The sequence below is a fragment of the Pseudomonas sp. NPDC086581 genome, assembly GCF_044746165.1.
Classification (GTDB): domain Bacteria; phylum Pseudomonadota; class Gammaproteobacteria; order Pseudomonadales; family Pseudomonadaceae; genus Pseudomonas.
Window position 1 is genome coordinate 157,058 of sequence record NZ_JBIVBR010000008.1, and the last position, 24,927, is coordinate 181,984.

Sequence of the window (24,927 nt, forward strand, 5' to 3'; positions counted from 1 at the left end):
CACATGGAAATCGGACAGGAAGAACGGCCAGCGGAAGCTGCCGGCAAGCGCGCGCTGATCGACGCGGCGCTGCGCCTGGCTGCCAGCCGGCGCAGCCTGAGCAGCCTCGGACTGCGCGAGCTGGCGCGTGAAGCGGGGCTGAACCCGAATACCTTCTACCGGCACTTCGGTGACGTGGATGATCTGGGCCTGGCGATCATTCGCGACATCGCCACTCAACTGCGCCAGCCATTGCGCGACCTGCGCCGCGAGGCCGCCGAGCGCGCGCAGCCGGGGGAGGGCGCGGCCAGCGTGCCTTTCGGACTGGACCTGGAGCGTGGCCAGCGGGTGACGCGGGAGACCGTGCGGTTGTTCTTCGACTTCGTGGAAGGCAACCCGCAGGCCTTCATCATTGGTGTGCGCGAGCTGCATGGGCCGTCGCCGGTGCTGCGCGAGGCGTTGGCGCGAGTGATGGACGAGTTCGGTGAGGACATGGCCGAGGACATCCGCCAGTTCCACCTGCTGCCGGACATCGACGAGAACGAGTTGAACCAGCTGTCGCGGCTGATCAGCCGGCAATTGTTCCAGCAGTCGCTGGACTATCTCGAGCGCCCGCCGGAGCTGCGCGGGGAAGTCTGCGCCCTGGCCGAACGACAAATCCTGTTGCTCTTCACCGGTGTCGCGGTGCTGCAGACTTTCGGCATGCTCGCTAGGCTGTAAGTCTTCTTGGGTCATAGCGGGAGCGTCAGCATGTTGCCTTTGCCCCTGTTCGGCGGCTGCGCCTGCGGCGCGGTGCGCTACCGGGTGGATGCCGAGCCGGAAGAGACCGGTTACTGCCATTGCCGCATCTGCCAGAAATCCAATGCCGCGCCCGCGGTGCCCTGGGCGGTGATCCCACTGACGGGCTTTGCCTATACTGCCGGCGAACTGGGGATGTGGCGCTCAAGCTCGGACGGCGAGCGGCGCTTCTGCGTGACGTGCGGCACACCGATGGAGTTCCGCGTGCGCGACGGCGAGACGGTAGGGCTCAACACTGTGACCTTGGACGAGCCGGAGCTGATTCAGCCGCAGTGTCATGTCTGGTGTTCGTCGCAGCTGTCATGGTTCGACACGGTGGATGATCTGCCGCGCCGCCAGGAAGGCTGACGCCAGCCCCTGAAAGTGTGAAATGAAAACGCCAGGCAATGCCTGGCGTTTTCGTTCGTGCATGAAGATCAGCCGGCGAAGTCCAGTGTTTCCTTCCAGCGGGTTTCCAGCGCCTTGGTGTCATGGTCGAAGGGGTGGAAACCGGGGCGGAAATAGTCCAGCCACGGGCGGATCAGGTTGACGAAGTAACCGCGGCGCGGGTGCAGCAGCACGCCCAGGCCGTGCTTCCAGCTGCGCCAGTTGAACAGCTGGCCATCGCGGCGCAGCAGGTTGATCTGGAAGCCGGCGATGACGCCGAGGAATATCCCGGTGGTCAGCAGCATTACAGCGGTACGGGTGAAGTAGCCGCCGTAGACCTGCTGGTAGACGTCGTAGGCCACCGCTTTGTGCTCGTTCTCCTCGACGGCGTGCCACATCCACAGCTTGTACATCTTGTCCGACTTCATCTGGCTGCTCAGGTCTTCACGCTTGAGCAACTGCTCGGCCATGGTCGCGGTGAAGTGTTCCAGGGCGCAGGTGATCGCCAGCTGGTGCTTCTTGGTGGTGACCTTGCTGATGGATTCGAGTAGCACCTTGATGCGCAGCTCCAGGGTTTCCAGGTCGATGCCGTGCTCGTCGGCATACTCGTTGTAGGCCGCGTGCTCCTTGGAGTGCATGGCTTCCTGGCCGATGAAGGCGCTGACGTCCTTCTGCAGCTGCGGATCCTGGATGCGCTCGCGCACGGCGCGCACGCTATCGACGAAGAACTTCTCGCCATAGGGGAACAACGAGGACAGGTTGTTCATGAAGTGGGTCATGAAGGGCTGCCCGTCCCACCAGTATTTCGGCGTCTCACTGAAGGTGAAATCCATGCGGCGGACCGGGAAATTGGCGCGGATCGGCGTGGTACTGGCGTTCATGACTAACTCCTTGTTGTTGTGCGGGCGCCTGGACGACGGGAGCGCGGCAAGTGGCAACTGCGGCGACCCGGGCAAGCCCTGTCGTTAGTTCGCGATGTCACCTGGGAATGTGTCATCGGTTGATGTCATGTTCGGAGTCTTGTCGGACAATCGAAAGGTCATATGTGGCCGTGGCCGGGTCGAATCAGGCCAAACGGGCTACGACCAGCCATTGGATGGGGCGTCTGCGGATGGGCGCGTGCGGGGCAGGGTGGAAATGAAAACGGGCGCAGAAGCGCCCGTTCTTTACCACAGAGGTCTGTTACTGCTCGTCGAGGGCAAAGGCAGTCAGGCTGTAAGTGGGGATCTGCGCGTCATTGAGCTTGGTCGAACCGCCCAGCTCCGGCAGGTCGATGATTGCAGCGGCCTCGAACACGCTGGCGCCCATGCGGCGTACCAGTTGGGCGGCGGCCAGCAGCGTGCCGCCGGTGGCGATCAGGTCATCGAAGATCAGCACGCTGTCACCTTCGCACAGGCTGTCGGCATGGACTTCCAGCAGGGCTTCGCCGTACTCGGTCTCGTAGGATTGGGCCAGCACGTCGGCCGGCAGCTTGCCGCGCTTGCGGAACAGCACCAGAGGCTTGTTCAGCTCGTAGGCGATGATCGAGCCGATCAGGAAGCCGCGCGCATCCATCGCGCCGATGTGGGTGAAGTCGGCCTCGACGTAGCGCTGGATGAAGCTGTCGGCAACGAAGCGTAGGGCTCGCGGCGACTGGAACAGCGGGGTGATGTCGCGGAACATGACGCCGGGCTTGGGAAAGTCGGGAACGGCACGTATCACGGACTTCAGGTCGAGTTGATTGAGGATCATGCTGGATGTGCACCTGATGCGGTTTTTGCAGAGGCCAAAGTATAACGGGCCCGCCAGTCGGCGAGCCCGTTTTCGATGACCGGAAAGTCAACCAATAGGTCAGCTTTCGTGTGGGTTCAGCTTTCCAGCTGGCCGCCGGCCAGTGCGCACAGCTCGATAGAGTCGAGGATGTGAACTTCCTTGCCTTCGGCGGCGATCAGGCCGTTCTGCTGGAAGCGGGTGAACACGCGGGAGACGGTTTCCACCGCCAGGCCCAGGTAGTTGCCGATCTCGTTGCGCGACATGGCCAGGCGGAACTGCTGGGCTGAGAAACCACGGGCGCGAAAGCGCGCAGAGAGGTTCACCAGGAAGGTGGCGATGCGCTCGTCGGCGGTCTTCTTCGACAGCAGCATCATCATCTGCTGGTCGTCGCGGATCTCGCGGCTCATCACGCGCAGCAACTGGCGGCGCAGCTGCGGCAGTTGCTCGGACAACTCGTCCAGACGTTCGAAGGGAATCTCGCAGACCGAAGTGGTTTCCAGGGCCTGGGCCGATACCGGGTAGCTCTCGGTGTCCATGCCGGACAGGCCGACCAGCTCGCTGGGCAGGTGGAAGCCGGTGATCTGCTCTTCACCGCCATCGGTGATGCTGAAGGTCTTCAGCGCGCCGGAGCGCACCGCGAAGACGGAGCCGAAGGTATCGCCCTGGCGGAACAGAAATTCGCCTTTCTTCAGCGGACGACCGCGTTTGACGATTTCATCGAGGGCGTCCATGTCGCTGTGGTTCAGCGAAAGTGGCAGGCAGAGGGGAGCCAGGCTGCAATCCTTGCAGTGCGCCTGGGGCAGGGCGCGCACTTTGATGGTTTCGGCCATGAGTGTTCCTTGAATGGGATGGCACACAAAAACCAAGGGTACCGCAGACCGCAAGTCGCGCGCCAGCTGGCGACCTGTCTGAATCGCTGGTTCCAGCGATGGGGATCAGGGTTTCGTAGGGGTTGGAGTGGTCTCGAATCCTTTCGAAAAGTGCCGGTTCAGGGCTGTTCCTACAGATTAGGACTACAGACATATCCTGTAGCAATGGGTGCGACAGTTGGCCCCGTACCGTCGGTCGCGCAGAAGGGAACCCGCGGGTCAGATGACCCGCGAGAAGCGTTGCAGGTTCTGCATCGGCAGGTAGCGATCGAACAGCATGCACAGCGAGCGCACCAGCAACCGGCCGGAAGCGTTCACATCGATACCGCGCGGGCCGAGGGTGATCAGGCCGTCGCGGGCGAAGCGTTCGAGGTCGCCCCAGATTTCCGCGAAGTAGCCGCGGAAGTCGATGTTGTAGAGGTCCTCGATGTCCTCGAAGTCCAGCTGGAAATGGCAGATCAGCTGCTGGATCACCGCGCGACGGATCAGGTCGTCCTTGTTGCAGTGCAGGCCGCGGCGGGTGGCGAGCTGGCCCTGGTCGAGGGTGTTCTGGTAGTCGACGATATCGTTACTGTTCTGGCAGTAGAGATCGCCGATCTGACTGATCGAGGAAACCCCGAGGCCCACCAGGTCGCAGTGCCCGTGGGTGGTGTAGCCCTGGAAGTTGCGCTGCAGGGTGCCGTCTTCCTGGGCCATCGCCAGTTCGTCGTCCGGCAGTGCGAAGTGGTCCATTCCGATGTAGCGGTAGCCGGCGGCTTCCAGTTGCTCGGTGGTGCGCTGCAGCATCTCCAGCTTCTGCCCGGGGGAGGGCAGGTCCTCGGCCTTGATCCGCCGCTGCGGCGGGAAGCGCTCAGGGAGGTGCGCGTAGTTGAACACGGACAATCGGTTGGGCTGCAGGGCGATAACCTGCTCGACAGTGCGTGCGAAGGTATCCGGGGTCTGCCGGGGCAGCCCGTAGATCAGGTCGATGTTGATCGAGCGGAATTGCAGCGTGCGCGCCGCATCGATGATGGCGCGGGTCTCGTCGAGGCTCTGCAGGCGGTTGATAGCCTGCTGCACGTCCAGATTGAAGTCCTGCACGCCGATGCTGGCGCGGTTGAAGCCCAGTTCGCGGAGCAGGCCCATGGTCGACCAGTCAGCCTCGCGCGGGTCAATCTCGATGCCGTAGTCGCCGAAGTCGCCCTCGACGAAGTGGAAGTGGGTGCGCAATTGCGCCATCAGTTCCCGCAGTTGGCCGGGGCTCAGGAAGGTCGGGGTACCTCCGCCGAAGTGCAACTGCTCGACTTGCTGCTGGCGACCCAGGTGACGGCTGACGATTTCGATTTCGTGGATCAGACGGGCGAGGTAGGGGGCGCTGCGGCCACGATCCTTGGTGATGACCTTGTTGCAGGCGCAGTAGTAGCAGATGTTCGCGCAGAACGGGACGTGCACGTAGAGCGAGAGCGGGCGCTGGGCCTTTTGGCTATCACGCAGCGCGTGCAGCAGGTCGAAGGGTCCGACTCCTTCGTGGAACTGCACGGCTGTGGGATAGGAGGTGTAGCGCGGGCCGGACAGATCGTATCGGCGTATCAGATCTGCGTCCCAGCGAATATTGTCTAGCATGCCGATGTTCCCCGGTGGCGAGCTTTTCCTGCGCAGTCTAGGGAGAGTCCGACAGAGGCCTGTTGACCTGTATCAAGCGGCTTTATGGTGGGGAAGATCGGCGCTGGCGTGCATGTCGTGGCCCATGATCCAGGCCTGGTGAGGGCCGGGGAGGGTCCACAGGCCGAAGAGGATCACCAGGATACCGCCAGCCATGCGCACGCTGCGCTTGCGCAGCACGGCGGTGATGCGTTCGGCGGCGAGCCCAGTGGCGAGCAGTACTGGCCAGGTGCCCAGGCCGAAGGCGAGCATCAGTAACGCGCTGTCCACCGCCGAGCCCTGGCTGGTGGCCCAGAGAAGGGTGCTGTAGACCAGGCCGCAGGGCAGCCAGCCCCAGAGTGCGCCGAGCAGCAGCGCGCGCGGCAGCGTAGCGACCGGCAGTAGGCGGCTAGCAAAGGGCTGGATGTGTTTCCACAGGCCGCGTCCCAGGGCTTCGATGCGGGTCAGGCCGCTCCACCAGCCAGCCAGGTACAGGCCCATGGCGATCAGCAGCAGGCCGGCGATCACCCGCAGTGCCGAGGCGAACGGCGTACGCGCCACGGCCCAGCCCGCGAGGCCGAGCAGTAGGCCGGCGCAAGCGTAACTGAGGATGCGCCCGAGGTTGTAGGCCAGTAGTAGGCGCAGGCGTCGGCCGCGCTGCTCCGGCGGTATGGCCATGGTCAGCGCGCCCATCAGGCCGCCGCACATGCCCAGGCAGTGGCCGCCTCCGAGCAGGCCCAGGATCAGGGCGGACGCCAGCAGAGGCGTCAGCTCAGGCATCGCGCTTGTCCTGCTTGTGGCTGGCGTGCGAGTCGTCACCCTCGGCTTCGTCGATGCCGGCCTGGTGCTTGGGGTCTTCGTCGTCGAACAGGATGCTGTGGGCGGGCCCGTCCATGTCGTCATACTGGCCGCTGTTCACTGCCCAGAAGAAGATCGCGATGCAGATGCCGACGATTACCACGGCGACTGGAATCATGATGTAGAGAGCGGGCATTTCAACTCCGTGGCAGCGCCTGCACCGCCGGTGATGTCGCGGGCAGGGCGGTGGTCGCTGGCGGGGCGCCGGCGCCCTTGGGCAGCCGGGTCAGGCGCAGGGCGTTGAGCACCACGGTCAGCGAACTGATCGACATGCCCACCGCAGCCCACACGGGCGTGATCCAGCCGAGAGCGGCGAAGGGCAACATGAGCCCATTGTACAGCCCCGCCCAGACCAGGTTCTCGATGATGACCCGGCGCGTGCGGCGGGCCAGGGCGAATGCCTGCACCACGCTGTCCAGGCGGTTGGACAGCAGCACAGCGTCGGCGCTGGTTTTGGCGAGATCAGTTGCCGAGCCCATGGCGACGCTGATGTCGGCGGCGGCCAGGACCGGCACGTCGTTCACGCCGTCGCCCAGCATCAGTACGCGGCGACCTTCCTGATGCAGCTGCCGCAGCACTTCGAGCTTGTCGTCCGGGCGCAGGCCGCCGCGGCAGTCGTCGATGCGCAGTTCCGCGGCCACGCGGCCGACCATGGGCGAACTGTCGCCGGACAACAGCAGGGTGCGCCAGCCGCGGGCGCGGCAGGCTTCGAGCAGGTCGGCGGCGTCGTCGCGGATGCGGTCGTCCAGCACCAGCCAGGCCAATGCTCCCCTTTCATCGCCCAGCAGCAGCCACTGACCGGGCTCTTGCGGGTGCAGTAGCGCTTCGCTGTTGCTCAGGGCGCAGACGAACGAGGGCTCGCCGATGCGTAGGTGGTGCTCGCCCACAAGGCCTTCCAGGCCCAGGCCGGGATGGCTCTCGACATTCTCGGCAGGCTGCGGTGCGCGGCCGAAGGCGCGGGCGATGGGGTGTTCGGAGCGGTTCTCCAGCGCGGCGGCCAGGGCCAGGCAGGCATCACTGTTCAGTGCGCCCAGTGGCCGGACCGCGCGGAGCGTCAGGCGGCCTTCGGTGAGGGTGCCGGTCTTGTCGAAGATCACCGTGTCGATGTGGTTCAGCCCTTCCAGCACGTGGCCGCGGGTCACCAGCAGGCCGAGCTTGTGCAGGCTGCCGGTGGCGGCGGTCAGCGCGGTCGGCGTGGCCAGGGACAGTGCGCAGGGGCAGGTCGCTACCAGCATCGCCAGGACCACCCAGAAGGCGCGGGAAGCGTCGTGCTGCCACCAGAACAGGCCGACGACGGCGGCGAGCACCAGCAGGGCGATGAGGAACCATTGCGCGGCCTTGTCGGCCAGCTCGGCGAGGCGCGGTTTGTCCGACTGGGCGCGTTCCAGCAGGCGGACGATGGCGGACAGCCGGCTGTCGCCACCCAGTGCCTTGACCTGCACGGTCAGCGGACCTTCGACGTTGAGGGTGCCGCCGGTGACGCTGTCGCCGCTCTGGCGCGCCTGCGGCAGGTATTCGCCGGTGAGCAGGGATTCATCGACGCTGGACTGGCCCTCGAGGATCAGGCCGTCGGCAGGGATCACCGCGCCGGGTTGCACCAGAACGCGGTCGTCGATTTTCAATTCGCTGAGCAGTACGCGGCTGCTCTGGCCGCTGTCATCCAGGCGCAGGCAGGACGCCGGCAGCAGGTTGACCAGCTGCGCGGTGGCTGCCGCGGTGCGCTCGCGGGCACGACGTTCGAGGTAGCGGCCGGCGAGCAGGAACAGAGCGAACATGCCGACGGCATCGAAGTACAGGTCGCCATGGCCGGTGACGGCGGTCCAGATGCCAGCCAGGTAGGCGCCGCCGATGGCCAGGGACACTGAGACATCCATGGTCAGGTGGCGGGTGCGCAGGTCGCGTACGGCACCGCGGAAGAACGGCTGGCAGGAGTAGAAGACGATGGGCGTGGTGAGGAACATCGCCACCCAGCGCAGGATTTCGTGCAACTCGGGGCTCAGGTCGATGTTGAATTCCGGCCAGGTGGCCATGGTCGCCATCATTGCCTGGAACCACAGCAGGCCGGCGACGCCCAGTTGGCGCAGGGACTTGCGGTTTTCCTGGTGCAACTGCTCGGCGGCGCGGTCCGGTTGGAACGGGTGGGCGGCGTAGCCGATCTTGCGCAGTTCGGCGAGCAGTTCGCTCAGCGGAAGCTCGCTGTCGGACCAGCGCACATGCAGGCGATGGTTGGACAGGTTGAGGCCGGCCTCGGCGACGGCAGGCAGGCCCTTGAGGTGCTTTTCGATCAGCCAGCCGCAGGCGGCGCAGCTGATGCCTTCCATGATCAAGGTGGTCTCGGCCAGTTCGCCCATGTGCTGGACGAAGGGCTGCTGCACGTCGGGGCGGTCGAACAGCTTCAGCTCATCGGCGAGCTGTTCGGGTAGGGCATCAGGGTTGGGCGCGGCTTCAGTGCGGTGGCGGTAATAGCCTTCCAGGCCGCCGGCGACGATGGCCTCGGCCACGGCCTGGCAGCCGGGGCAGCAGAATTCGCGGGGCTCGCCCAGGACGGGCGCAACGAAACGGCTGCCGGGTGGAACCGGCAGCGCGCAGTGGTAACAGAGCAGCGCGGCGCTCATGGGCGCTCGGCTTCATCTCCGCTGAGGGGCTCGTCGCCGAGGTCGAAGGAGCCGCCGGGGGCGACTTTCTCTTCCTCGAACAGACGCCAGGTCTTGCCGTTCTCTTCGCCGAGCAGCTCGACGAAACGGCGACCTTTTACGGCGGAGTCGAGGCTGGCGGTGTAGCGGCCCGGCTCGGCGGGGCTGGCGCGCAGCACGAGGTGCTTGTCCTGCGATTCCAGGGTGGGGGAGAGCAGGTTCAGGGTGAGCGTGGTCGGACGGCTGTCGCCGGTTAGGCGCAGGTCCACTTCGCCGGTCAGCTCGTCGAAGCTGAGCTTGGCGCGCAGCTTGAGTTCCTGGGCCAGGTGCTCGCGGTCGAGGGAGCGGTTGATGCCCTTGCCGGCCTCGTAATAGTTGTCGCTGACCAGGGAGTCCTGATTATTCACGGCGATGTTGACCATCGTCAGGCTGAGGGCGATAGAGGTAGCCAGCATGGCGATGATGATCCACGGCCAGAGGTGCTTGTACCAGGGTTCCACGGGCGTTTTCATGGCCGATTGCATGGTCTTTTTTCTCTCGCTGGCAGTGCCGCAGGGGCGCTGCCCGGTGAAGGGGCGGGCGAAATTCTACGTGCTTCGTTCGGTACTGGCACCCCATGCGCAACATGGGGTGCCAATTCGTTCAGCGTTGGTTCAACGAACGCGCGGGCCGATGAAGCGGCTGGTGGATTCCTTGCTGATGGAAGGGGCGTCCACCGACTGGATGGTGAAGCTGATCTCGTTGGTGGTGGAGGGCAGCTTCTCCGGATCGATGGACAGTTCCACCGGCATGGTGAAGATGTCCCCGGCGGCAACCGAGATTTCCTTCTTGCCTTCCAGGATCAGGCCGTCCATGCCCTTGGCGCTGAGCACGTAGGTATGGTCCTTCTGGTCCTTGTTCATGACCTTCAGGCTGTACACGTTCTCGATGCGGCCTTCTGCGTTCTCGCGGTAGAGCACGCGGTCCTTGCTGACGTCGAAGCCGACCAGCGGGCGCAGGATGATGGCCGTGATCAGCAGGCCGATCATGATGCACAGGGCGATGGCGTAACCGATCAGGCGCGGGCGCACCAGATGGGTCTTCTGCCCGGACAGGTTGTGTTCGGTGGTGTAGCTGATCAGGCCGCGCGGATAGTTCATCTTGTCCATGATGCTGTCGCAGGCGTCGATGCACGCAGCGCAGCCGATGCACTCGATCTGCAGGCCGTCGCGGATATCGATGCCGGTCGGGCACACCTGTACGCACATGGTGCAGTCGATGCAGTCGCCCAGGCCCTGGGCCTTGTAGTCGACGGTTTTCTTGCGCGGGCCGCGTTTCTCGCCACGACGCGGGTCGTAGGAGACGATCAGGGTGTCCTTGTCGAACATCACGCTCTGGAAGCGCGCGTAGGGGCACATGTAGATGCACACCTGCTCACGCAGCCAGCCGGCGTTGCCGTAGGTGGCGAGGGTGAAGAAGCCGACCCAGAAGTAGGCCCAGCCGTCTGCCTGGCCGGTGACCAGATCGCTCAACAGCTCGCGCATTGGGGCGAAGTAGCCTACGAAGGTCAGGCCGGTCACCAGGCCGATCAGCAGCCAGAGGCTGTGCTTGGCGATCTTGCGCAGCAGCTTATTGCTGCTGAAGCCCGCCTTGTCGAGCTTCATGCGCTGGTTGCGGTCACCCTCGGTGACTTTCTCGCACCACATGAAGATCCAGGTCCATACGCTCTGCGGGCAGGTGTAGCCGCACCAGACGCGGCCGGCGAACACGGTGATGAAGAACAGGCCGAAGGCGCTGATGATCAACAGGCCCGAGAGAAGGATGAAGTCCTGCGGCCAGAAGGTCGCGCCGAAGATGTAGAACTTGCGCTCGGGCAGGTCCCAGAGAACCGCCTGGCGACCGTTCCAAGTCAGCCACACGGTGCCGAAATAGAGGAGGAAGAGGAGGGCGCCCCCGGCCATGCGGAGGTTGCGGAAGAACCCGGTAAAGGCTCGGGTGTAGATCTTTTCCCGGGAGGCATAAAGGTCGACGCTTTCACCCTTGCCCTTGGTGGGCGGGGTGACGTCCTGGACCGGAATCTGTTTGCTCATCAGTGCATTCCACGGCAGCGGGAGGGCGCCCTGTCGATACATGCCGAGAGGGTCAGAAATATGCTTGCACGCCTAACAATGATACGGCGTGGTGGGTGTTGCAACCGTGCGACAGTTGGTCGCGCAAGGAATTATGGACCCAGAAATAGAGCGGCGCCGGTGTAGAAACCGGCGCCGCGGGGTGTCGCAATGGGTGTAGGAAAGAGAGGCTTATTCGGCGCTCTTCTCACCTTCGCCATGGGACAGGCTGTACACGTAGGCAGCGAGCAGGTGAACCTGGTCTTTGCCCAGACGCTCCAGCTGAGCCGGCATCTGGCCCTGACGGCCGTAGCGGATGGTCTGCTGCAGCTGAGCGAAGCTCGAGCCGTAGATGAACGCAGCCGGGTGGGTCAGGTTCGGCGCGCCCATGGCGGCGGTGCCTTTGCCTTCGGCGCCGTGGCAAGCCACGCAGTTGGTAGAGAAGATCTTCTGGCCATTGGCGACCTGTTCGTCAGTCACGCCTTCGGGCAGCTTGCGGCCGTCCAGCTTGGTGGTGACGAAGGCAGCGACGTCGTGGACACCCTGGTCGCCGATGACTTCGCCCCAGGCCGGCATGGCCGCGTGGCGACCGCCTTCGATGGTGGCGATGATGTCCTTCGGCTCGCCGCCCCAACGCCAGTCGGCGTCGGTGAGGTTCGGGAAGCCGTGGGCACCCTTGGCGTCGGAACCGTGGCAGACGGAGCAGTTGGAAGCGAACAGGCGGTTACCCATTTTCAGGGCCTGCTCGTCCTTGGCCACTTCCTCGATCGGCATGGCGCCGAACTTGGCGTACAGCGGGCCGTACTTCTCATCGGCCTTGGCCATTTCCTTTTCCCACTGGTGTACACCGGTCCAGCCTTGTTCGCCGTTGGCGAATTCGGCCTTGTCCTGGTAGCCCGGGAGCAGGCCCTTCCAGTTGCCCAGCCCCGGGTACAGGACCAGGTAGCCGAGGGCGAAGATGAAGGTGGCCACGAACAGCATGAACCACCATTTCGGCAGCGGGTTGTCGTACTCCTCGATGCCATCGAAGGCATGGCCGACGGTTTCATCGGTGGCTTCGTTGCGCTGACCGCGACGGGTGGCGAACAGCAGCCACGCCAGGGCGAAGATGGTGCCCAGGGTAAGTACGGTGACGTACAGACTCCAGAAGGTTGTCATTCTTTGTTGCTCCTAGAAGCTTGCTCTTGCTCGACGTGCTTTTTGGCGACCGGGTCATCCGCGAAGGGCAGCAGGGCGTCTTCGTCGAAGCGCTCCTTGCGTTTGCCGCCATAGGCCCAGAGCAGGACGCCGACGAAGGCGACCATCACTACTACAGTGCCGATACCGCGAATGGTCCCGATATCCATCACTGTCACCGTTTGCTCTTGATGATGGTGCCGAGGCCTTGCAGGTAGGCGACGACAGCGTCCATCTCGGTCTTGCCTTTGACGGCATCACGGGCACCGGCGATGTCTTCGTCGGTGTAAGGCACGCCCAGGGTGCGCAGGGCTTCCATTTTCTTCGCCGTGTCCTTGCCGTCGAGCTTGTTCTCCACCAGCCAGGGGTAGGAGGGCATCTTCGATTCCGGCACTACGTTGCGCGGGTTGTACAGGTGCGCGCGGTGCCAGTCGTCCGAGTAGCGGCCGCCGACGCGGGCCAGGTCCGGGCCGGTACGCTTGGAACCCCACAGGAACGGGTGATCCCAGACGCTTTCGCCGGCGACGGAGTAATGGCCGTAGCGCTCGGTTTCGGCGCGGAACGGACGGACCATCTGCGAGTGGCAGCCTACGCAGCCTTCGCGGATGTAGATGTCACGGCCTTCGAGTTCCAGCGCGGTGCGCGGCTTCATGCCTTCGACCGGCTTGTTGGTCACGTCCTGGAAGAACAGCGGAACGATCTGGGTCAGACCGCCGATGCTCACCGCAATGACCATGAAGAAGGCCAGAAGGCCGATGTTCTTCTCGACTACTTCGTGCTTCATCAGTGAGCTCCTACAGCGGGGATCTGGGCAGCGGCATCGGCGTCAGCCTGTTTGAAACCGCGCACAGTACGGAAGGTGTTGTAGGCCATCAGCAGCATGCCGGAGGCGAAGAAGGCGCCGCCCAGAGCACGGACGATGAAGCCCGGGTGGCTGGCCTGCAGGGCTTCCACGAAGGAGTAGGTGAGGGTGCCGTCGGCGTTGATCGCGCGCCACATCAGGCCCTGGGTGATGCCGTTGACCCACATCGAGGCGATGTACAGCACAGTACCGATGGTAGCCAGCCAGAAGTGGGCGTTGATCAGACCAACACTCTGCATCTGCTCGCGGCCGAAGACCTTCGGAATCAGGTGGTACAGGGAGCCGATGGAGATCATCGCAACCCAGCCCAGAGCGCCGGCGTGTACGTGGCCGATGGTCCAGTCGGTGTAGTGCGACAGGGAGTTGACGGTCTTGATGGCCATCATCGGGCCTTCGAAGGTGGACATGCCGTAGAAGGCCAGGGAAACCACCAGGAAGCGCAGGATCGGGTCGGTGCGCAGCTTATGCCAGGCGCCGGACAGGGTCATCATGCCGTTGATCATGCCACCCCAGCTAGGAGCCAGCAGGATCAGGGACATCACCATGCCCAGGGACTGGGCCCAGTCCGGCAGGGCGGTGTAGTGCAGGTGGTGCGGACCGGCCCAGATGTACAGGGTGATCAGCGCCCAGAAGTGCACGATGGACAGGCGATAGGAGTAGATCGGACGCTCGGCCTGCTTCGGAACGAAGTAATACATCATGCCGAGGAAGCCAGTGGTCAGGAAGAAGCCGACGGCGTTGTGGCCGTACCACCACTGGATCATCGCGTCGGTGGCGCCGGCGTAGACCGAGTAGGACTTGAACCAGGTGACCGGCAGTTCCGCGCTGTTGACGATGTGCAGCATGGCGGTGACGAGGATGAACGCGCCGTAGAACCAGTTGCCCACGTAGATGTGCTTGGTCTTGCGCTTCATCACAGTGCCGAAGAACACCAGTGCGTAGGTGACCCAGACGATGGCCAGCAGGATGTCGATCGGCCATTCCAGCTCGGCGTACTCCTTGGAGGAGGTGTAGCCCAGCGGCAGGGTGATGCCGGCCAGCACGATTACCGCTTGCCAACCCCAGAAGGTGAAGGCTGCGAGGCTGTCAGAGACCAGGCGGGTCTGACAGGTGCGCTGTACGACGTAGTAGGAAGTTGCGAAGAGAGCACAGCCGCCGAAGGCGAAGATCACCAGGTTGGTGTGCAGCGGACGCAGGCGCCCGAAACTGGTCCAGGGAAGGTCCAGGTTCAACTGGGGCCAAACCAACTGTGAGGCGATGTAAACACCCACCCCCATTCCAAGTATCCCCCAGACCACCGTCATGATGGCGAACTGGCGGACGACCTTATAGTTATAAGCAGTCGGACTGATTGCTGTGCTCATTCTAAGGTTCCACGGTTTTTGGATTTTATGGACAAAAAAACGGCGGCAAGTATGGAGAAAGCAGGTGGCCATTGCAACGCGCCAAGCCTTGGCGCGGTGCCGGTTCGACGCCTGCTCCGAAGCGCTTTGCGCCGCTGTTTGCGCCTGTTTCGGGTCGCACGTACCAACCTGGAAAGTGGGTCAGGTTAGTCGTATTGCAGGTTTGCGAATGGAATCCAGCTTAGACGTGAACCGGAAGGGTGTGAAGAAAGGAGATAGAGAGGGTGCGACACTTCGTCGCGATATTGCGGAGGTAAGAAACTCGCGCCCGTTTTAAGGGGCGCGAGTTGGGGGCGAGGAGTTTACTTCGCCTGGCCGGAAATGTTGTAGATGTAACCGGCGAGAATGTGCACTTTGTCTTTGCCCAGGTATTGCTCCTGCGCCGGCATCTGGCCCTGGCGGCCGTGACGGATGGTCTGCTGCAGTTGCGCGTAGCTGGAACCGTAGATGAAGGCGCCCGGGTGGGTCAGGTCAGGCGCGCCCATGATCGGGTTGCCCTTGCCTTCTGGACCGTGGCAGGCGACGCAGGTGGTGGCGAACAGCTTGCCGCCGTTGTCGACATTCTCGGCGGTCACGCCCTCGGGCAGCTTGCGGCCGTCCAGTTGAGCGGTGACGAAGGCAGCTACGTCCTGCACGCCTTTCTCGCCCAGCACTTCGCCCCAGGCCGGCATGGCAGCGTGACGGCCACCCATGATGGTGGTCTCGATGTCCTGGGCGGTGCCGCCCCAGCGCCAGTCGCTGTCGGTCAGGTTCGGGAAGCCCTGGGCGCCCTTGGCGTCCGAGCCGTGGCAGATGGAGCAGTAGGTGGCGAAGAGGCGCTCGCCCATTTTCATGGCTTGCGGATCTTTCGCGACTTCTTCCACGGGCATGGCAGCGTATTTGGCGAAGATCGGGCCGTATTTTTCCTTGGCCAGCGCTTCTTCGCGTTCCCACTGCTTGTCCTGGGTCCAGCCGCCGTCATAGCCCGGCAGGACGCCTTTCCAGTTCCCCAGGCCCGGGTAGAGCACCAGGTAGCCGGCGGCGAACACGATGGTGCCGACGAACAGCAGGAACCACCACTTGGGCAGCGGGTTGTCGTATTCCTCGATGCCATCGAAGGCATGGCCCATGGTCTGGTCGGTGGTGTTCGAGGACTGCCCGCTGCGGGTGGCGAATACCAGCCACAGCAGGGCGATCAGCGAGCCGACTGTTAGAACGGTGATGTACAGACTCCAGAAGGTAGTCATGCGTTGTTGCTCCTAGAAGCTTGCTCTTGCTCAGCGTGACGCTTGGCTGCCGGGTCATCCGCGAAGGGCAGTAGCGCGTCTTCGTCGAAGCGCTCCTTGCGTTTGCCGCCGTAAGCCCAGAGCAGTACGCCGACGAAGGCCACCATCACGATGACGGTGCCGAGGCCGCGAATGGTCCCGATATCCATGCTGTCACCGCTTGTTCTTGATGGAGGTGCCGAGGACCTGCAGGTACGCGACTACCGCGTCCATTTCGGTCTTGCCCTTGACGGAATCGCTGGCGCCAGCGATGTCGTCGTCCGTGTAGGGCACGCCCATGACACGCATCACTTCCAGTTTCTTTGCTGTGTCCTTGCCGTCGAGCTTGTTCTCGACCAGCCAGGGGTAGGCGGGCATCTTCGATTCCGGCACCACGTTGCGCGGGTTGTAGAGGTGCGCGCGGTGCCAGTCGTCCGAGTAGCGGCCGCCGACGCGGGCCAGGTCCGGGCCGGTACGCTTGGAGCCCCACAGGAACGGGTGGTCCCAGACGCTTTCGCCGGCGACGGAGTAGTGGCCGTAGCGCTCGGTCTCGGCGCGGAACGGACGGATCATCTGCGAGTGGCAGCCCACGCAGCCTTCGCGGATGTACACGTCACGGCCTTCCAGTTGCAGGGCGGTGTAGGGCTTCATGCCTTCCACCGGGGTGTTGGTGACGTCCTGGAAGAACAGCGGGACGATCTGGGTCAGGCCGCCGATGCTGACGGCCACGGCCATGCACAGGGCCAGCAGGCCGACGTTTTTCTCAAGTACTTCGTGTTTCATGTCGGTCTCCTCAGGCCATCTGCGCCGCGGCTTGCATTTCAGCCGGCTTGGCGGCGGCGACGGTGCGCCAGACGTTGTAGGCCATGACCAGCATGCCCAGCAGGAAGATGGCACCACCGATCATCCGCACGATGAAGCCGGGGTGGCCGGCGGCCAGGGCTTCGACGAAGGAGTAGGTGAGGGTGCCGTCGGAGTTCACTGCGCGCCACATCAGGCCCTGGGTGATGCCGTTGACCCACATCGAAGCGATGTAGAGAACGGTGCCGATGGTGGCCAGCCAGAAGTGGGTGTTGATCAGGCCCACACTGTGCATCTGCTCGCGGCCGAAGACCTTCGGGATCAGGTGATACAGCGAGCCGATTGAGACCATGGCTACCCAGCCCAGAGCGCCAGCGTGTACGTGGCCAATGGTCCAGTCGGTGTAGTGGGAGAGGGCGTTGACGGTCTTGATTGCCATCATCGGGCCTTCGAAGGTGGACATGCCGTAGAAGGCCAGGGAAACCACCAGGAAGCGCAGGATCGGGTCGGTGCGCAGCTTATGCCAGGCGCCGGAGAGGGTCATCATGCCGTTGATCATGCCGCCCCAGCTCGGAGCCAGGAGGATCAGGGACATCACCATGCCCAGCGATTGCGCCCAGTCCGGCAGCGCGGTGTAGTGCAGGTGGTGCGGACCAGCCCAGATGTAGACGGCGATAAGTGCCCAGAAGTGCACGATGGACAGGCGGTAGGAGTAGACCGGGCGCTCGGCCTGCTTCGGAACGAAGTAGTACATCATCCCCAGGAAGCCGGCGGTCAGGAAGAAGCCCACGGCGTTGTGGCCGTACCACCACTGGATCATGGCGTCGGTGGCGCCCGAGTACAGCGAGTAGGACTTGGTCAGGCTGACCGGGATTTCCAGGTTGTTGACCACGTGCAGAATCGCCACGGTCAGGATGAAGGCACCGAAGAACCAGTTGCCCACATAGATGTGCTTGGTCTTGCGCTTCATCAGCGTGCCGAAGAAGACGATGGCGTATGAAACCCAGACGATGGTGATCAGGATGTCGATCGGCCATTCCAGCTCGGCGTACTCCTTGGAGGAGGTGTAGCCCAGCGGCAGGGTGATGGCGGCGCACAGGATCACCAGCTGCCAACCCCAGAAGGTGAAGGAAGCGAGCGGCCCCGCGAACAGGCGGGTCTGGCAGGTACGCTGCACCGAGTAGTAGCTGGTGGCGAACAGTGCGCAGCCGCCGAAGGCGAAGATCACCGCGTTGGTGTGCAGCGGACGCAGGCGGCCGAAGCTCGTCCACGGTAAGCCGAGGTTAAGGTCCGGCCACACCAATTGCGCGGCGATCAGGACACCGACGGCCATGCCGACGATCCCCCACACCACTGTCATAATGGCGAACTGGCGGACCACCTTATAGTTATAAGCGGTCTGATTGGTTGTGCTCATTTATGGGCTTCCATCCACGGTTATGGGCTATGCCCATCCCGGCAAGGTTTTTTACGGCTTACGGCGTATGCCGCCCCTCCCCCTTGGGATAGGTACTAATTCGGAATTAGCGGAGTGAAGGATGGATAAAGGCACCTCCCGGAATATTGATTCGGATCAATTGGCACCTGAGACCCCTGTCGCGGGCGCCTGCGGTCCTTTGTCGCTGCTCCGGAACCCGGCACGTGGCGAGCTGTCGGCGACGCTGGTTCTGGCGCACGGAGCGGGTGCGCCGATGGACAGTCCGTTCATGGACGACATCGCTGCGCGCCTGGCCGAAAGGGGTATCTCAGTGGTGCGCTTCGAGTTCCCCTATATGGCTATGCGCCGACAGGACGGAAAGCGCCGCCCGCCGAACCCGCAGAAGCAGTTGCTCGAGTGCTGGCGGCAGGTTTACGCGCAGGTCCGCGCTGAGGTATCGGGCCAGCTGGTCATCGGCGGAAAGTCCATGGGCGGGCGGATAGCCAGCCTGCTGGCGGACGAGTTGGGCGCCGACGCGCTGGTCTGTCTCGGCTACCCGTTCTATGCCGCCGGCAAGCCTGAGAAGCCGCGCGTTGCCCATCTCGCTGAGCTGAAGACGCCGACGCTGATCGTGCAGGGCGAGCGTGATGCGCTGGGAGATCGCCCCACGGTCGAGAGCTACTCGCTGTCGCCAGCGATCCAATTGCAGTGGCTGGCCGCCGCCGACCACGACCTCAAGCCGCTCAAGGCCTCCGGGCTGACCCACGAGCAACATCTGGAAAGCACAGCCGCCAGGATCGAAGCTTTTCTATTGCGCTAATCGGTCCTTAATGCAGGCGTTCCTATCCTCGCCAGCGTCGGCTCCCCGGAGTCGACGCCCCGCTTCCAGAGGACAGGCTGAACGCTGCCATGAACCCCGATTACGCTGAACGCATTGCCACCCAATCCTTCCGATACGCCCCCGGCGCCGCGCACAGCCTGTTGCTGACTGGCGCGACCGGCTTTCTCGGCGGCTCCGTTGCTGCCCACCTGATCGCGGACGGCCACGGTCCAGCGTTGCTGTTTCTCGTCCGAGCAGAAACTTCGGAGCAGGGCCTGGAGCGGTTGCGTGACAACCTGCGCCTGCATTGCGTGCCGGAGACTGCGCTGAAGGGCCTTCAAGAGGACCAGATTCTCTGCGGCGACCTGCTGGACACTGCGTGGATGCAGGACGAGCGCGCCCGCCTGATGCGCGTGGAGCAGGTGATCAACTGCGCGGCGGTGGCTTCGTTCTCGAAGAACCCGAGCATCTGGCCGGTAAACGTCGAGGGCACCTTCGCGTTTGCCCGCCTGCTCAGCCAGTCGCGCAACCTCAAGCGCTTCCTTCACGTGGGCACGGCCATGTGCTGCGGACCGCAGCGCGAGTCGCCGGTGCGCGAGTCCTGGGACTTCCCCGACACTGAAGAGCAACTGGTGGACTACACCGCCTCCAAGGCCGAGATCGAGCGACGCATGCGCGAAGAGCTGCCGTCGTTGCCGCTGGTGGTCGCGCGCCCCTCCATCGTGGTTGGGCACCGCGAACTGGGCTGCCGTGCGTCAGGGAGCATTTTCTGGGTGTTCCGCATGGGCTTCGCCTTGGAGAGCTTCACCTGCGACCTGGATGAGCAGATCGACGTGATCCCGGTGGACTACTGCGCCGAAGCGCTGGTGGCTCTGGCGCTCAAGCCGACGCTGAGCCACAGTCTCTATCACATCTCCGCCGGCCACGGTTCGGCGTGCACCTTTGGCGAGATTGATCGCGCCTATGCCGACGCGCGTGGCGAGCAACCCGTGGGGGCTCGCTACCGCAAGGTCAGCAGCGAGGATCTGCGCGAACTGGCCGGCAGCTTCGAGAGCCGCATCGGCAAGGCCAACCCGCGCCTGGTGCTGCGGGCGTTACGCCTTTACAGCGGCTTCGCCGACCTCAACTACCTGTTCGATAACCAGCGTCTGCTGGATGAAGGCATTGCCGCACCACCGCGCTTCACCGACTACGTGGACGTGTGCGTGCATTCCTCGCGGGATGTCAGCATCCCGGCTCAGATGCAGTGGGATTTCAAGTGACTCGCTAGAACGCTGCGTTCCTTGACCTTGTAGGAGCGAGCCTGCTCGCGAACGAACGGGCCGGCAGTTCCGGTGGGGAGGGGATCGCGAGCAAGCTCGCTCCTACAGCTAGTCTCTGGATCAGAGCGTAGGGCGCATAACCCGGAACGGGTTATCCGCCGCAATGGCGGATAACGCCTGGGGCGTTATTCGCCCTACGGTCCTAGGTGAGCTTTGGCCCTAGCGGTTGAAGCGCTCCACCAGCGAGTACTGCCTTTGCGCGGTCTGTGTCAGCTCTTCGCTGAGCAGGGCGGTGCGCTGCGCCTCGCCGGAAGTCTGGTCGGCGAGATTGGCGATGGTGCTGATGTTGCGATTGATCTCCTCGGCGACGGCGCTCTGTTCCTCCGCCGCGGCGGCGATCTGGGTGGCCATTTCGGTGATGTTGGCCACCGCATCGCTGATCCCCACCAGCGCGTTGTCCGCCTGCAGCACGCGCTCCACGCCTTCGTCGGCCTGGCGGCGGCCGGAGTCCATGGCGCGCACCGCCTCGGTGGCGGTGTTCTGCAGGTTGGCGATGAGCTGGTGAATCTGCCCGGTGGACTCGGCAGTGCGCTGGGCCAGGGAGCGGACTTCATCGGCGACCACGGCGAAACCGCGGCCCATCTCGCCGGCACGGGCGGCTTCGATGGCGGCGTTGAGCGCCAGCAGGTTGGTCTGGTCGGCGATGCCCTTGATCACGTCCACCACGCCACCGATCTGCTCGCTGTCGCGGGCCAGTTGGCTGACGGCTTCACCGGTTTCGCCCACGGAGCTGGAAAGACGCTGCATGGCCTCGCGCGTCTCGGCGGCGATCTGCCGGCCTTCGGTGGTCAGGTTGTTGGCCTGGCGAGTGGCATCGGCGGTGCGCTGCACGTTGTCGGCCACTTCCTGAGTGGTGGCGGCCATCTGGTTGACGGCGGTGGCCACCTGCTCGGTTTCCTGGCGCTGGCGGTCCAGCCCGGCGGAACTGTGGTGGGCCAGGGAATCCGCTTCGCGGGCCTGCTCGGTGAGGGTTTCGGCGGTGTCCTGCAGACGGGTCAGGCAGGTCTTCAGCCTTGCTTCCTGGCTGAGGATCGACATTTCCAGGCGTGCCTGGGCGCCGCGGCTGTCGGTGTACATCTGTGCGATCAGCGGGTCGGAGGTAGTCTGCTCGGCCAGGCGCAGCAGGCGCTTCAGCCCGCGTTGCTGCCAGCCCAGGCCGGCGAGGCCCAGCGGGATCGAGAGCAGGGCGGCCAGCAGGAAACCCCAGTGAGAGTTCAGCCAGGCGCCGATGAGGAAGCCGATCTGGCCGATCAGGATGAACGGGAGCCAGTCCAGCAGCACCGGCAACCAGCGGTCGCGGGAGGGAATGGCCGACTTGCCGGCGTTGATCCGCGCGTACAGCGCTTCGGCGCGGCGCACCTGCTCCGCAGTGGGCTTCACCCGCACCGATTCGTAGCCGACGATCTCGTTGTGCTCGTACATCGGCGTGACGTAGGCGCTGACCCAGTAATGGTCGCCGTTCTTGCAGCGGTTCTTGACGATACCCATCCACGGGCGGCCTTTCTTCAGGGTCGTCCACATGTGCGCGAATACCGCCGGCGGCACGTCCGGATGGCGCACCAGGTTGTGCGCCGCGCCCACCAGATCCTCGCGGGAGAAGCCGCTGATGGCGGTGAAGGCATCGTTGACGTAACTGATGACACCGCGGGCGTTGGTGGTGGAGATCAGCCGCTGTTCGGCGGGGAAGGAGCGTTCACGCTGGGTGATCGGCTGGTTGTTGCGCATCAGGCTGGGATCTCGGAGTAAGGCGAATTGGCACGTCTGTCCAGCTTATCGGCCGCTGGATCGAAAATTTGATGGCAATCACAAAAAAATGTCAGAAGAGTGACGCCGAGGGAATGACGATAGCGTATCGCCACTGGTCACGGAAATGAAACGAAAGAAGGAGGGCGGCGGCCCGTTGCAGGCCGCCGCACCGCTTTAGATCAGGCTGCGCAGCACGTAGTGGAGGATGCCGCCGGCCTTGAAGTACTCGACTTCGTTCTGGGTATCGATGCGGCAGAGCGCCTCGAAGCTGTCCTGGCTGCCGTCCTCGCGCTTCACCGCGACCTTGAGGTTCATGTGCGGCTTCAGCTCGCCCGACAGGCCGCTGATGCTCAGCACTTCCTTGCCGGTCAGCTTCAGCGCCTTGCGGTCCTGGCCGTCCTTGAACTGCAGTGGCAGCACGCCCATGCCCACCAGGTTGGAGCGGTGTATACGCTCGAAACTCTCGGCGATCACGGCTTTCACCCCCAGCAGGTTGGTGCCCTTGGCTGCCCAGTCGCGGGAAGAACCGGTGCCGTATTCCTTGCCGGCGACTATCACCAGCGGCGTGCCGTCCTTCTGGTAACGCATGGCGGCGTCGTAGATTGCGAGCTTGTCGCCAGTGGGTACGTAGAGGGTATTGCCGCCTTCCTCGCCGCCGAGCATTTCGTTCTTGATGCGGATGTTGGCGAAGGTGCCGCGCATCATCACCTCATGATTCCCGCGGCGCGAGCCGTAGGAGTTGAAGTCGGCGTACGCCACGCCGTGCTCGCTGAGGTAACGGCCCGCGGGGCTGTCCTTCTTGATGTTGCCGGCGGGGGAAATGTGGTCGGTGGTTACCGAGTCGCCCAGTACCGCGAGGATGTTGGCGCCCTGGATATCCTCGACTTTCGGCGGCGCCTCGGCGATGTGCTCGAAGAACGGCGGATGCTGGATGTAGGTGGAATCGTCCTGCCAGGTGTAGGTCTTGGCGTCCGGCACCTGGATCGCGCGCCATTTCTCATCGCCATGGAAGACTTCTGCGTACTCCTTGTGGAACATTTCCGTGCCCACTTTCTGTACGGCGTCGGCGATTTCCTGCTGGGTCGGCCAGATGTCCTTCAGATAGACCGGCTTGCCGTCCTTGCCGGTGCCCAGCGGGTCCCTGGTCAGGTCGGTGCGCACGGTGCCGGCCAGGGCGTAGGCGACCACCAGCGGCGGCGAGGCCAGCCAGTTGGTCTTCACCAGCGGATGCACGCGGCCTTCGAAGTTGCGGTTGCCGGACAGCACCGAGGCGACGGTCAGGTCGGCCTGCTGAATGGCCTTCTCGATGGGCTCCAGCAGCGGGCCGGAGTTGCCGATGCAGGTGGTGCAGCCGTAGCCCACCAGGTCAAAGCCCAACTCGTCCAGATAACGGGTCAGGCCGGCGGCCTGGAAGTACTCGGTGACCACCTTGGAGCCGGGCGCCAGCGAGCTCTTCACCCAGGGTTTGCGTTGCAGACCTTTCTCCAGTGCCTTCTTCGCCAGCAGGCCGGCGGCCATCATCACGCTGGGGTTGGACGTGTTGGTGCAGGAGGTGATGGCGGCGATCACCACGGCGCCGTTCTTCAGCCGGTGGGTCTGGCCTTCGTAGTGATAGTCGGCTTCCCCGGTGGACTCCGCCGAGCCGACGGCGGCACCACCACCGCCCTCGCTGAGCAGGCGGCCTTCCTCGGTGGGAGCGGGTTTGATCTGCAGGCCGAGGAAGTCATCGAAGGCCTGGCTGACATGGCCGAGGGCGACGCGGTCCTGCGGGCGCTTGGGCCCGGCGAGGCTGGCTTCGACGTCGCCCATGTCCAGTTGCAGGGTGTCGGTGAATACCGGCTCATGGCCTTTCTCGCGCCACAGACCCTGGGCCTTGCTGTATGCCTCCACCAGCTTGACGGCGTCATCCGGGCGGCCGGACAGGCGCAGGTAGCCCAGGGTGATCTCGTCCACTGGGAAGAAGCCGCAGGTGGCGCCGTATTCCGGTGCCATGTTGGCGATGGTGGCGCGGTCGGCCAGCGGCAGGTCGGCGAGGCCATCGCCATAGAACTCGACGAATTTTCCGACGACGCCTTTCTTGCGCAGCATCTGGGTGACAGTCAGCACCAGGTCGGTGGCGGTGATGCCTTCCTTCAGCTTGCCGGTCAGCTTGAAGCCGATCACCTCGGGGATCAGCATCGACACCGGCTGGCCAAGCATGGCCGCTTCCGCCTCGATGCCACCCACGCCCCAGCCGAGCACGCCGAGGCCATTGATCATGGTGGTATGTGAGTCGGTGCCGACCAGGGTGTCGGGGAAGGCGTAGGTGCGGCCGTCCTCATCCTTGGTCCAGACCGTGCGCCCCAGGTACTCCAGGTTGACCTGGTGACAGATGCCGGTGCCCGGCGGCACCACCCGGAAGTTGTCGAAGGCGTTCTGCCCCCAGCGCAGGAAGGCGTAGCGCTCGCCGTTGCGCTCCATCTCGATCTCGACGTTCTGGGCGAAGGCGGACTGGCTGGCGAACTTGTCCACCATCACCGAGTGGTCGATGACCAGGTCGACGGGCGACAGCGGGTTGATCTTCTGCGGGTCGCCTCCGGCCTTGGCCATGGCGTCGCGCATGGCGGCGAGGTCGACCACCGCCGGTACGCCGGTGAAGTCCTGCATCAGCACGCGGGCGGGGCGGTACTGGATCTCGCGCTCGGAGCTGCGGGTCTTCAGCCAGCCGGCCAGGGCTTTGAGGTCGTCGCCGGTGACGGTGTTGTCGTCCTCCCAGCGCAACAGGTTTTCCAGCAGGACTTTCAGGGACATGGGCAGCTTGCCCAGATCCCCCAGACTCTTCGCCGCTTCAGGCAGGCTGTAGTAGTGATAGGTCTTGCCGGCGACCTCAAGGGTGCGCAGGCTGTTCAGGCTATCCACTGCGGGCATGACATTCTCCTCAGGCTTGGATTCTGCTCGTGATCGGCGGCGCGGCCGAATCAACGGCGCACAGGCGATACTTGGCGAAGGAGGGCGCTAACGTCCTGATCCATCGCAGGCCTGGTCCATTCAGACAGGCTGCGGTCGGTGGCATCTTCGCCAGGCAGGGCAATCATCGGGTAGTCTTCTGGCGGGCTGAGCCAGACCACTCAAGCTAGACCGCCCGAAGGGGTATTGCCATCTGTTCTGGACCCCAGGTTCCCCAGTGGGGTTCAG

At 64.1% G+C, this 24,927-nt stretch carries 23 protein-coding genes; 4 read left to right on the forward strand and 19 right to left on the reverse strand.

Going from position 1 to position 24,927, the window contains the following annotated elements:
* The first annotated feature begins 3 nt into the window (after positions 1-3).
* On the forward strand, positions 4-699 hold the full coding sequence (locus ACIPK7_RS17445; protein ID WP_401089155.1) for a TetR family transcriptional regulator: 696 nt from the start codon (positions 4-6) through the stop codon (positions 697-699).
* A 30-nt stretch (positions 700-729) separates the two neighbouring features.
* A complete protein-coding gene (locus ACIPK7_RS17450; RefSeq protein WP_192432928.1) occupies positions 730-1,125 on the forward strand; it encodes a GFA family protein in 396 nt (131 codons plus the stop codon).
* A 68-nt stretch (positions 1,126-1,193) separates the two neighbouring features.
* On the opposite strand, the gene ACIPK7_RS17455 is transcribed toward ACIPK7_RS17450, so the two are convergent.
* The 17 genes from ACIPK7_RS17455 to ccoN (ACIPK7_RS17535) form a co-directional block, all read right to left on the reverse strand.
* Positions 1,194-2,024 (reverse strand): metal-dependent hydrolase, encoded by an 831-nt coding sequence (locus ACIPK7_RS17455; protein WP_192432929.1) that lies wholly within the window; start codon positions 2,022-2,024, stop codon positions 1,194-1,196.
* 301 nt (positions 2,025-2,325) lie between these two features.
* Positions 2,326-2,874, reverse strand: coding sequence for an adenine phosphoribosyltransferase (locus ACIPK7_RS17460; RefSeq protein ID WP_192432930.1), 549 nt, complete (start codon positions 2,872-2,874; stop codon positions 2,326-2,328).
* A 116-nt stretch (positions 2,875-2,990) separates the two neighbouring features.
* Positions 2,991-3,725 carry a transcriptional regulator Anr gene (gene anr, locus ACIPK7_RS17465; protein ID WP_017516826.1) on the reverse strand — a complete coding sequence of 245 codons (735 nt, stop codon included), beginning with the start codon at positions 3,723-3,725 and terminating at the stop codon, positions 2,991-2,993.
* Positions 3,726-3,983: 258 nt separating this feature from the next.
* Positions 3,984-5,366 carry an oxygen-independent coproporphyrinogen III oxidase gene (gene hemN / locus ACIPK7_RS17470; RefSeq protein WP_192432931.1) on the reverse strand — a complete coding sequence of 461 codons (1,383 nt, stop codon included), beginning with the start codon at positions 5,364-5,366 and terminating at the stop codon, positions 3,984-3,986.
* 72 nt (positions 5,367-5,438) lie between these two features.
* Positions 5,439-6,164, reverse strand: coding sequence for a sulfite exporter TauE/SafE family protein (locus tag ACIPK7_RS17475; RefSeq protein ID WP_401089159.1), 726 nt, complete (start codon positions 6,162-6,164; stop codon positions 5,439-5,441).
* Positions 6,157-6,378: a cbb3-type cytochrome oxidase assembly protein CcoS gene (ccoS, locus tag ACIPK7_RS17480; protein ID WP_192432933.1), complete on the reverse strand. Its 222-nt coding sequence runs from the start codon at positions 6,376-6,378 to the stop codon at positions 6,157-6,159. Before ccoS ends, ACIPK7_RS17475 begins: the two co-directional genes overlap by 8 nt.
* 1 nt (position 6,379) lies before the next feature.
* Complete coding sequence (locus ACIPK7_RS17485) at positions 6,380-8,857, reverse strand: heavy metal translocating P-type ATPase (protein WP_401089161.1); 2,478 nt, start codon at positions 8,855-8,857, stop codon at positions 6,380-6,382.
* Positions 8,854-9,399 carry a FixH family protein gene (locus ACIPK7_RS17490; protein ID WP_192432935.1) on the reverse strand — a complete coding sequence of 182 codons (546 nt, stop codon included), beginning with the start codon at positions 9,397-9,399 and terminating at the stop codon, positions 8,854-8,856. The genes ACIPK7_RS17485 and ACIPK7_RS17490 overlap by 4 nt, the downstream gene beginning before the upstream one ends.
* A 129-nt stretch (positions 9,400-9,528) precedes the next feature.
* A complete protein-coding gene (gene ccoG / locus ACIPK7_RS17495; RefSeq protein ID WP_401089163.1) occupies positions 9,529-10,944 on the reverse strand; it encodes a cytochrome c oxidase accessory protein CcoG in 1,416 nt (471 codons plus the stop codon).
* Positions 10,945-11,154: 210 nt separating this feature from the next.
* Positions 11,155-12,120, reverse strand: coding sequence for a cytochrome-c oxidase, cbb3-type subunit III (gene ccoP / locus ACIPK7_RS17500; RefSeq protein WP_081518549.1), 966 nt, complete (start codon positions 12,118-12,120; stop codon positions 11,155-11,157).
* Positions 12,117-12,308, reverse strand: a complete 192-nt coding sequence (locus ACIPK7_RS17505) for a CcoQ/FixQ family Cbb3-type cytochrome c oxidase assembly chaperone (protein WP_024763940.1) — start codon at positions 12,306-12,308, stop codon at positions 12,117-12,119. The genes ccoP (ACIPK7_RS17500) and ACIPK7_RS17505 overlap by 4 nt, the downstream gene beginning before the upstream one ends.
* A gap of 5 nt (positions 12,309-12,313) precedes the next feature.
* A complete protein-coding gene (ccoO, locus tag ACIPK7_RS17510) occupies positions 12,314-12,922 on the reverse strand; it encodes a cytochrome-c oxidase, cbb3-type subunit II (RefSeq protein ID WP_017516817.1) in 609 nt (202 codons plus the stop codon).
* Complete coding sequence (ccoN, locus tag ACIPK7_RS17515) at positions 12,922-14,364, reverse strand: cytochrome-c oxidase, cbb3-type subunit I (protein ID WP_401089165.1); 1,443 nt, start codon at positions 14,362-14,364, stop codon at positions 12,922-12,924. The genes ccoO (ACIPK7_RS17510) and ccoN (ACIPK7_RS17515) overlap by 1 nt, the downstream gene beginning before the upstream one ends.
* A 341-nt stretch (positions 14,365-14,705) precedes the next feature.
* Positions 14,706-15,629, reverse strand: a complete 924-nt coding sequence (ccoP, locus tag ACIPK7_RS17520; RefSeq protein WP_401089167.1) for a cytochrome-c oxidase, cbb3-type subunit III — start codon at positions 15,627-15,629, stop codon at positions 14,706-14,708.
* On the reverse strand, positions 15,626-15,817 hold the full coding sequence (locus tag ACIPK7_RS17525) for a CcoQ/FixQ family Cbb3-type cytochrome c oxidase assembly chaperone (protein ID WP_017516305.1): 192 nt from the start codon (positions 15,815-15,817) through the stop codon (positions 15,626-15,628). Before ACIPK7_RS17525 ends, ccoP (ACIPK7_RS17520) begins: the two co-directional genes overlap by 4 nt.
* A gap of 4 nt (positions 15,818-15,821) precedes the next feature.
* A complete protein-coding gene (gene ccoO / locus ACIPK7_RS17530) occupies positions 15,822-16,430 on the reverse strand; it encodes a cytochrome-c oxidase, cbb3-type subunit II (RefSeq protein WP_017516306.1) in 609 nt (202 codons plus the stop codon).
* A gap of 10 nt (positions 16,431-16,440) precedes the next feature.
* On the reverse strand, positions 16,441-17,865 hold the full coding sequence (ccoN, locus tag ACIPK7_RS17535; protein ID WP_192432938.1) for a cytochrome-c oxidase, cbb3-type subunit I: 1,425 nt from the start codon (positions 17,863-17,865) through the stop codon (positions 16,441-16,443).
* A gap of 121 nt (positions 17,866-17,986) precedes the next feature.
* Between ccoN (ACIPK7_RS17535) and ACIPK7_RS17540 the strand changes: the two genes are divergently transcribed.
* Both ACIPK7_RS17540 and cprA read left to right on the forward strand, forming a co-directional pair.
* Positions 17,987-18,685, forward strand: a complete 699-nt coding sequence (locus ACIPK7_RS17540; protein WP_401089170.1) for an alpha/beta fold hydrolase — start codon at positions 17,987-17,989, stop codon at positions 18,683-18,685.
* Positions 18,686-18,774: 89 nt separating this feature from the next.
* Complete coding sequence (gene cprA, locus ACIPK7_RS17545) at positions 18,775-19,947, forward strand: cationic peptide resistance protein CprA (RefSeq protein ID WP_225614883.1); 1,173 nt, start codon at positions 18,775-18,777, stop codon at positions 19,945-19,947.
* Between the two features lie 219 nt (positions 19,948-20,166).
* Here the strand turns inward: cprA and ACIPK7_RS17550 are convergent, their stop codons facing one another.
* Positions 20,167-21,732: a methyl-accepting chemotaxis protein gene (locus ACIPK7_RS17550; RefSeq protein ID WP_401089172.1), complete on the reverse strand. Its 1,566-nt coding sequence runs from the start codon at positions 21,730-21,732 to the stop codon at positions 20,167-20,169.
* Between the two features lie 195 nt (positions 21,733-21,927).
* The gene (acnA, locus tag ACIPK7_RS17555) at positions 21,928-24,660 is read right to left on the reverse strand and encodes an aconitate hydratase AcnA (protein ID WP_401089174.1); all 2,733 of its coding nucleotides are present in this window, start codon (positions 24,658-24,660) and stop codon (positions 21,928-21,930) included.
* Positions 24,661-24,927 lie beyond the last annotated feature (267 nt).

Coding starts and splice junctions, on each gene's coding strand:
- ACIPK7_RS17445 (WP_401089155.1), top strand. CDS start 4: ATGGAAATCGGACAGGAAGAACGGCCAGCGGAAGCTGCCGGCAAGCGC.
- ACIPK7_RS17450 (WP_192432928.1), top strand. CDS start 730: ATGTTGCCTTTGCCCCTGTTCGGCGGCTGCGCCTGCGGCGCGGTGCGC.
- ACIPK7_RS17455 (WP_192432929.1), bottom strand. CDS start 2,024: ATGAACGCCAGTACCACGCCGATCCGCGCCAATTTCCCGGTCCGCCGC.
- ACIPK7_RS17460 (WP_192432930.1), bottom strand. CDS start 2,874: ATGATCCTCAATCAACTCGACCTGAAGTCCGTGATACGTGCCGTTCCC.
- anr (WP_017516826.1), bottom strand. CDS start 3,725: ATGGCCGAAACCATCAAAGTGCGCGCCCTGCCCCAGGCGCACTGCAAG.
- hemN (WP_192432931.1), bottom strand. CDS start 5,366: ATGCTAGACAATATTCGCTGGGACGCAGATCTGATACGCCGATACGAT.
- ACIPK7_RS17475 (WP_401089159.1), bottom strand. CDS start 6,164: ATGCCTGAGCTGACGCCTCTGCTGGCGTCCGCCCTGATCCTGGGCCTG.
- ccoS (WP_192432933.1), bottom strand. CDS start 6,378: ATGCCCGCTCTCTACATCATGATTCCAGTCGCCGTGGTAATCGTCGGC.
- ACIPK7_RS17485 (WP_401089161.1), bottom strand. CDS start 8,857: ATGAGCGCCGCGCTGCTCTGTTACCACTGCGCGCTGCCGGTTCCACCC.
- ACIPK7_RS17490 (WP_192432935.1), bottom strand. CDS start 9,399: ATGCAATCGGCCATGAAAACGCCCGTGGAACCCTGGTACAAGCACCTC.
- ccoG (WP_401089163.1), bottom strand. CDS start 10,944: ATGAGCAAACAGATTCCGGTCCAGGACGTCACCCCGCCCACCAAGGGC.
- ccoP (WP_081518549.1), bottom strand. CDS start 12,120: ATGACAACCTTCTGGAGTCTGTACGTCACCGTACTTACCCTGGGCACC.
- ACIPK7_RS17505 (WP_024763940.1), bottom strand. CDS start 12,308: ATGGATATCGGGACCATTCGCGGTATCGGCACTGTAGTAGTGATGGTC.
- ccoO (WP_017516817.1), bottom strand. CDS start 12,922: ATGAAGCACGAAGTAGTCGAGAAGAACATCGGCCTTCTGGCCTTCTTC.
- ccoN (WP_401089165.1), bottom strand. CDS start 14,364: ATGAGCACAGCAATCAGTCCGACTGCTTATAACTATAAGGTCGTCCGC.
- ccoP (WP_401089167.1), bottom strand. CDS start 15,629: ATGACTACCTTCTGGAGTCTGTACATCACCGTTCTAACAGTCGGCTCG.
- ACIPK7_RS17525 (WP_017516305.1), bottom strand. CDS start 15,817: ATGGATATCGGGACCATTCGCGGCCTCGGCACCGTCATCGTGATGGTG.
- ccoO (WP_017516306.1), bottom strand. CDS start 16,430: ATGAAACACGAAGTACTTGAGAAAAACGTCGGCCTGCTGGCCCTGTGC.
- ccoN (WP_192432938.1), bottom strand. CDS start 17,865: ATGAGCACAACCAATCAGACCGCTTATAACTATAAGGTGGTCCGCCAG.
- ACIPK7_RS17540 (WP_401089170.1), top strand. CDS start 17,987: ATGGATAAAGGCACCTCCCGGAATATTGATTCGGATCAATTGGCACCT.
- cprA (WP_225614883.1), top strand. CDS start 18,775: ATGAACCCCGATTACGCTGAACGCATTGCCACCCAATCCTTCCGATAC.
- ACIPK7_RS17550 (WP_401089172.1), bottom strand. CDS start 21,732: ATGCGCAACAACCAGCCGATCACCCAGCGTGAACGCTCCTTCCCCGCC.
- acnA (WP_401089174.1), bottom strand. CDS start 24,660: ATGCCCGCAGTGGATAGCCTGAACAGCCTGCGCACCCTTGAGGTCGCC.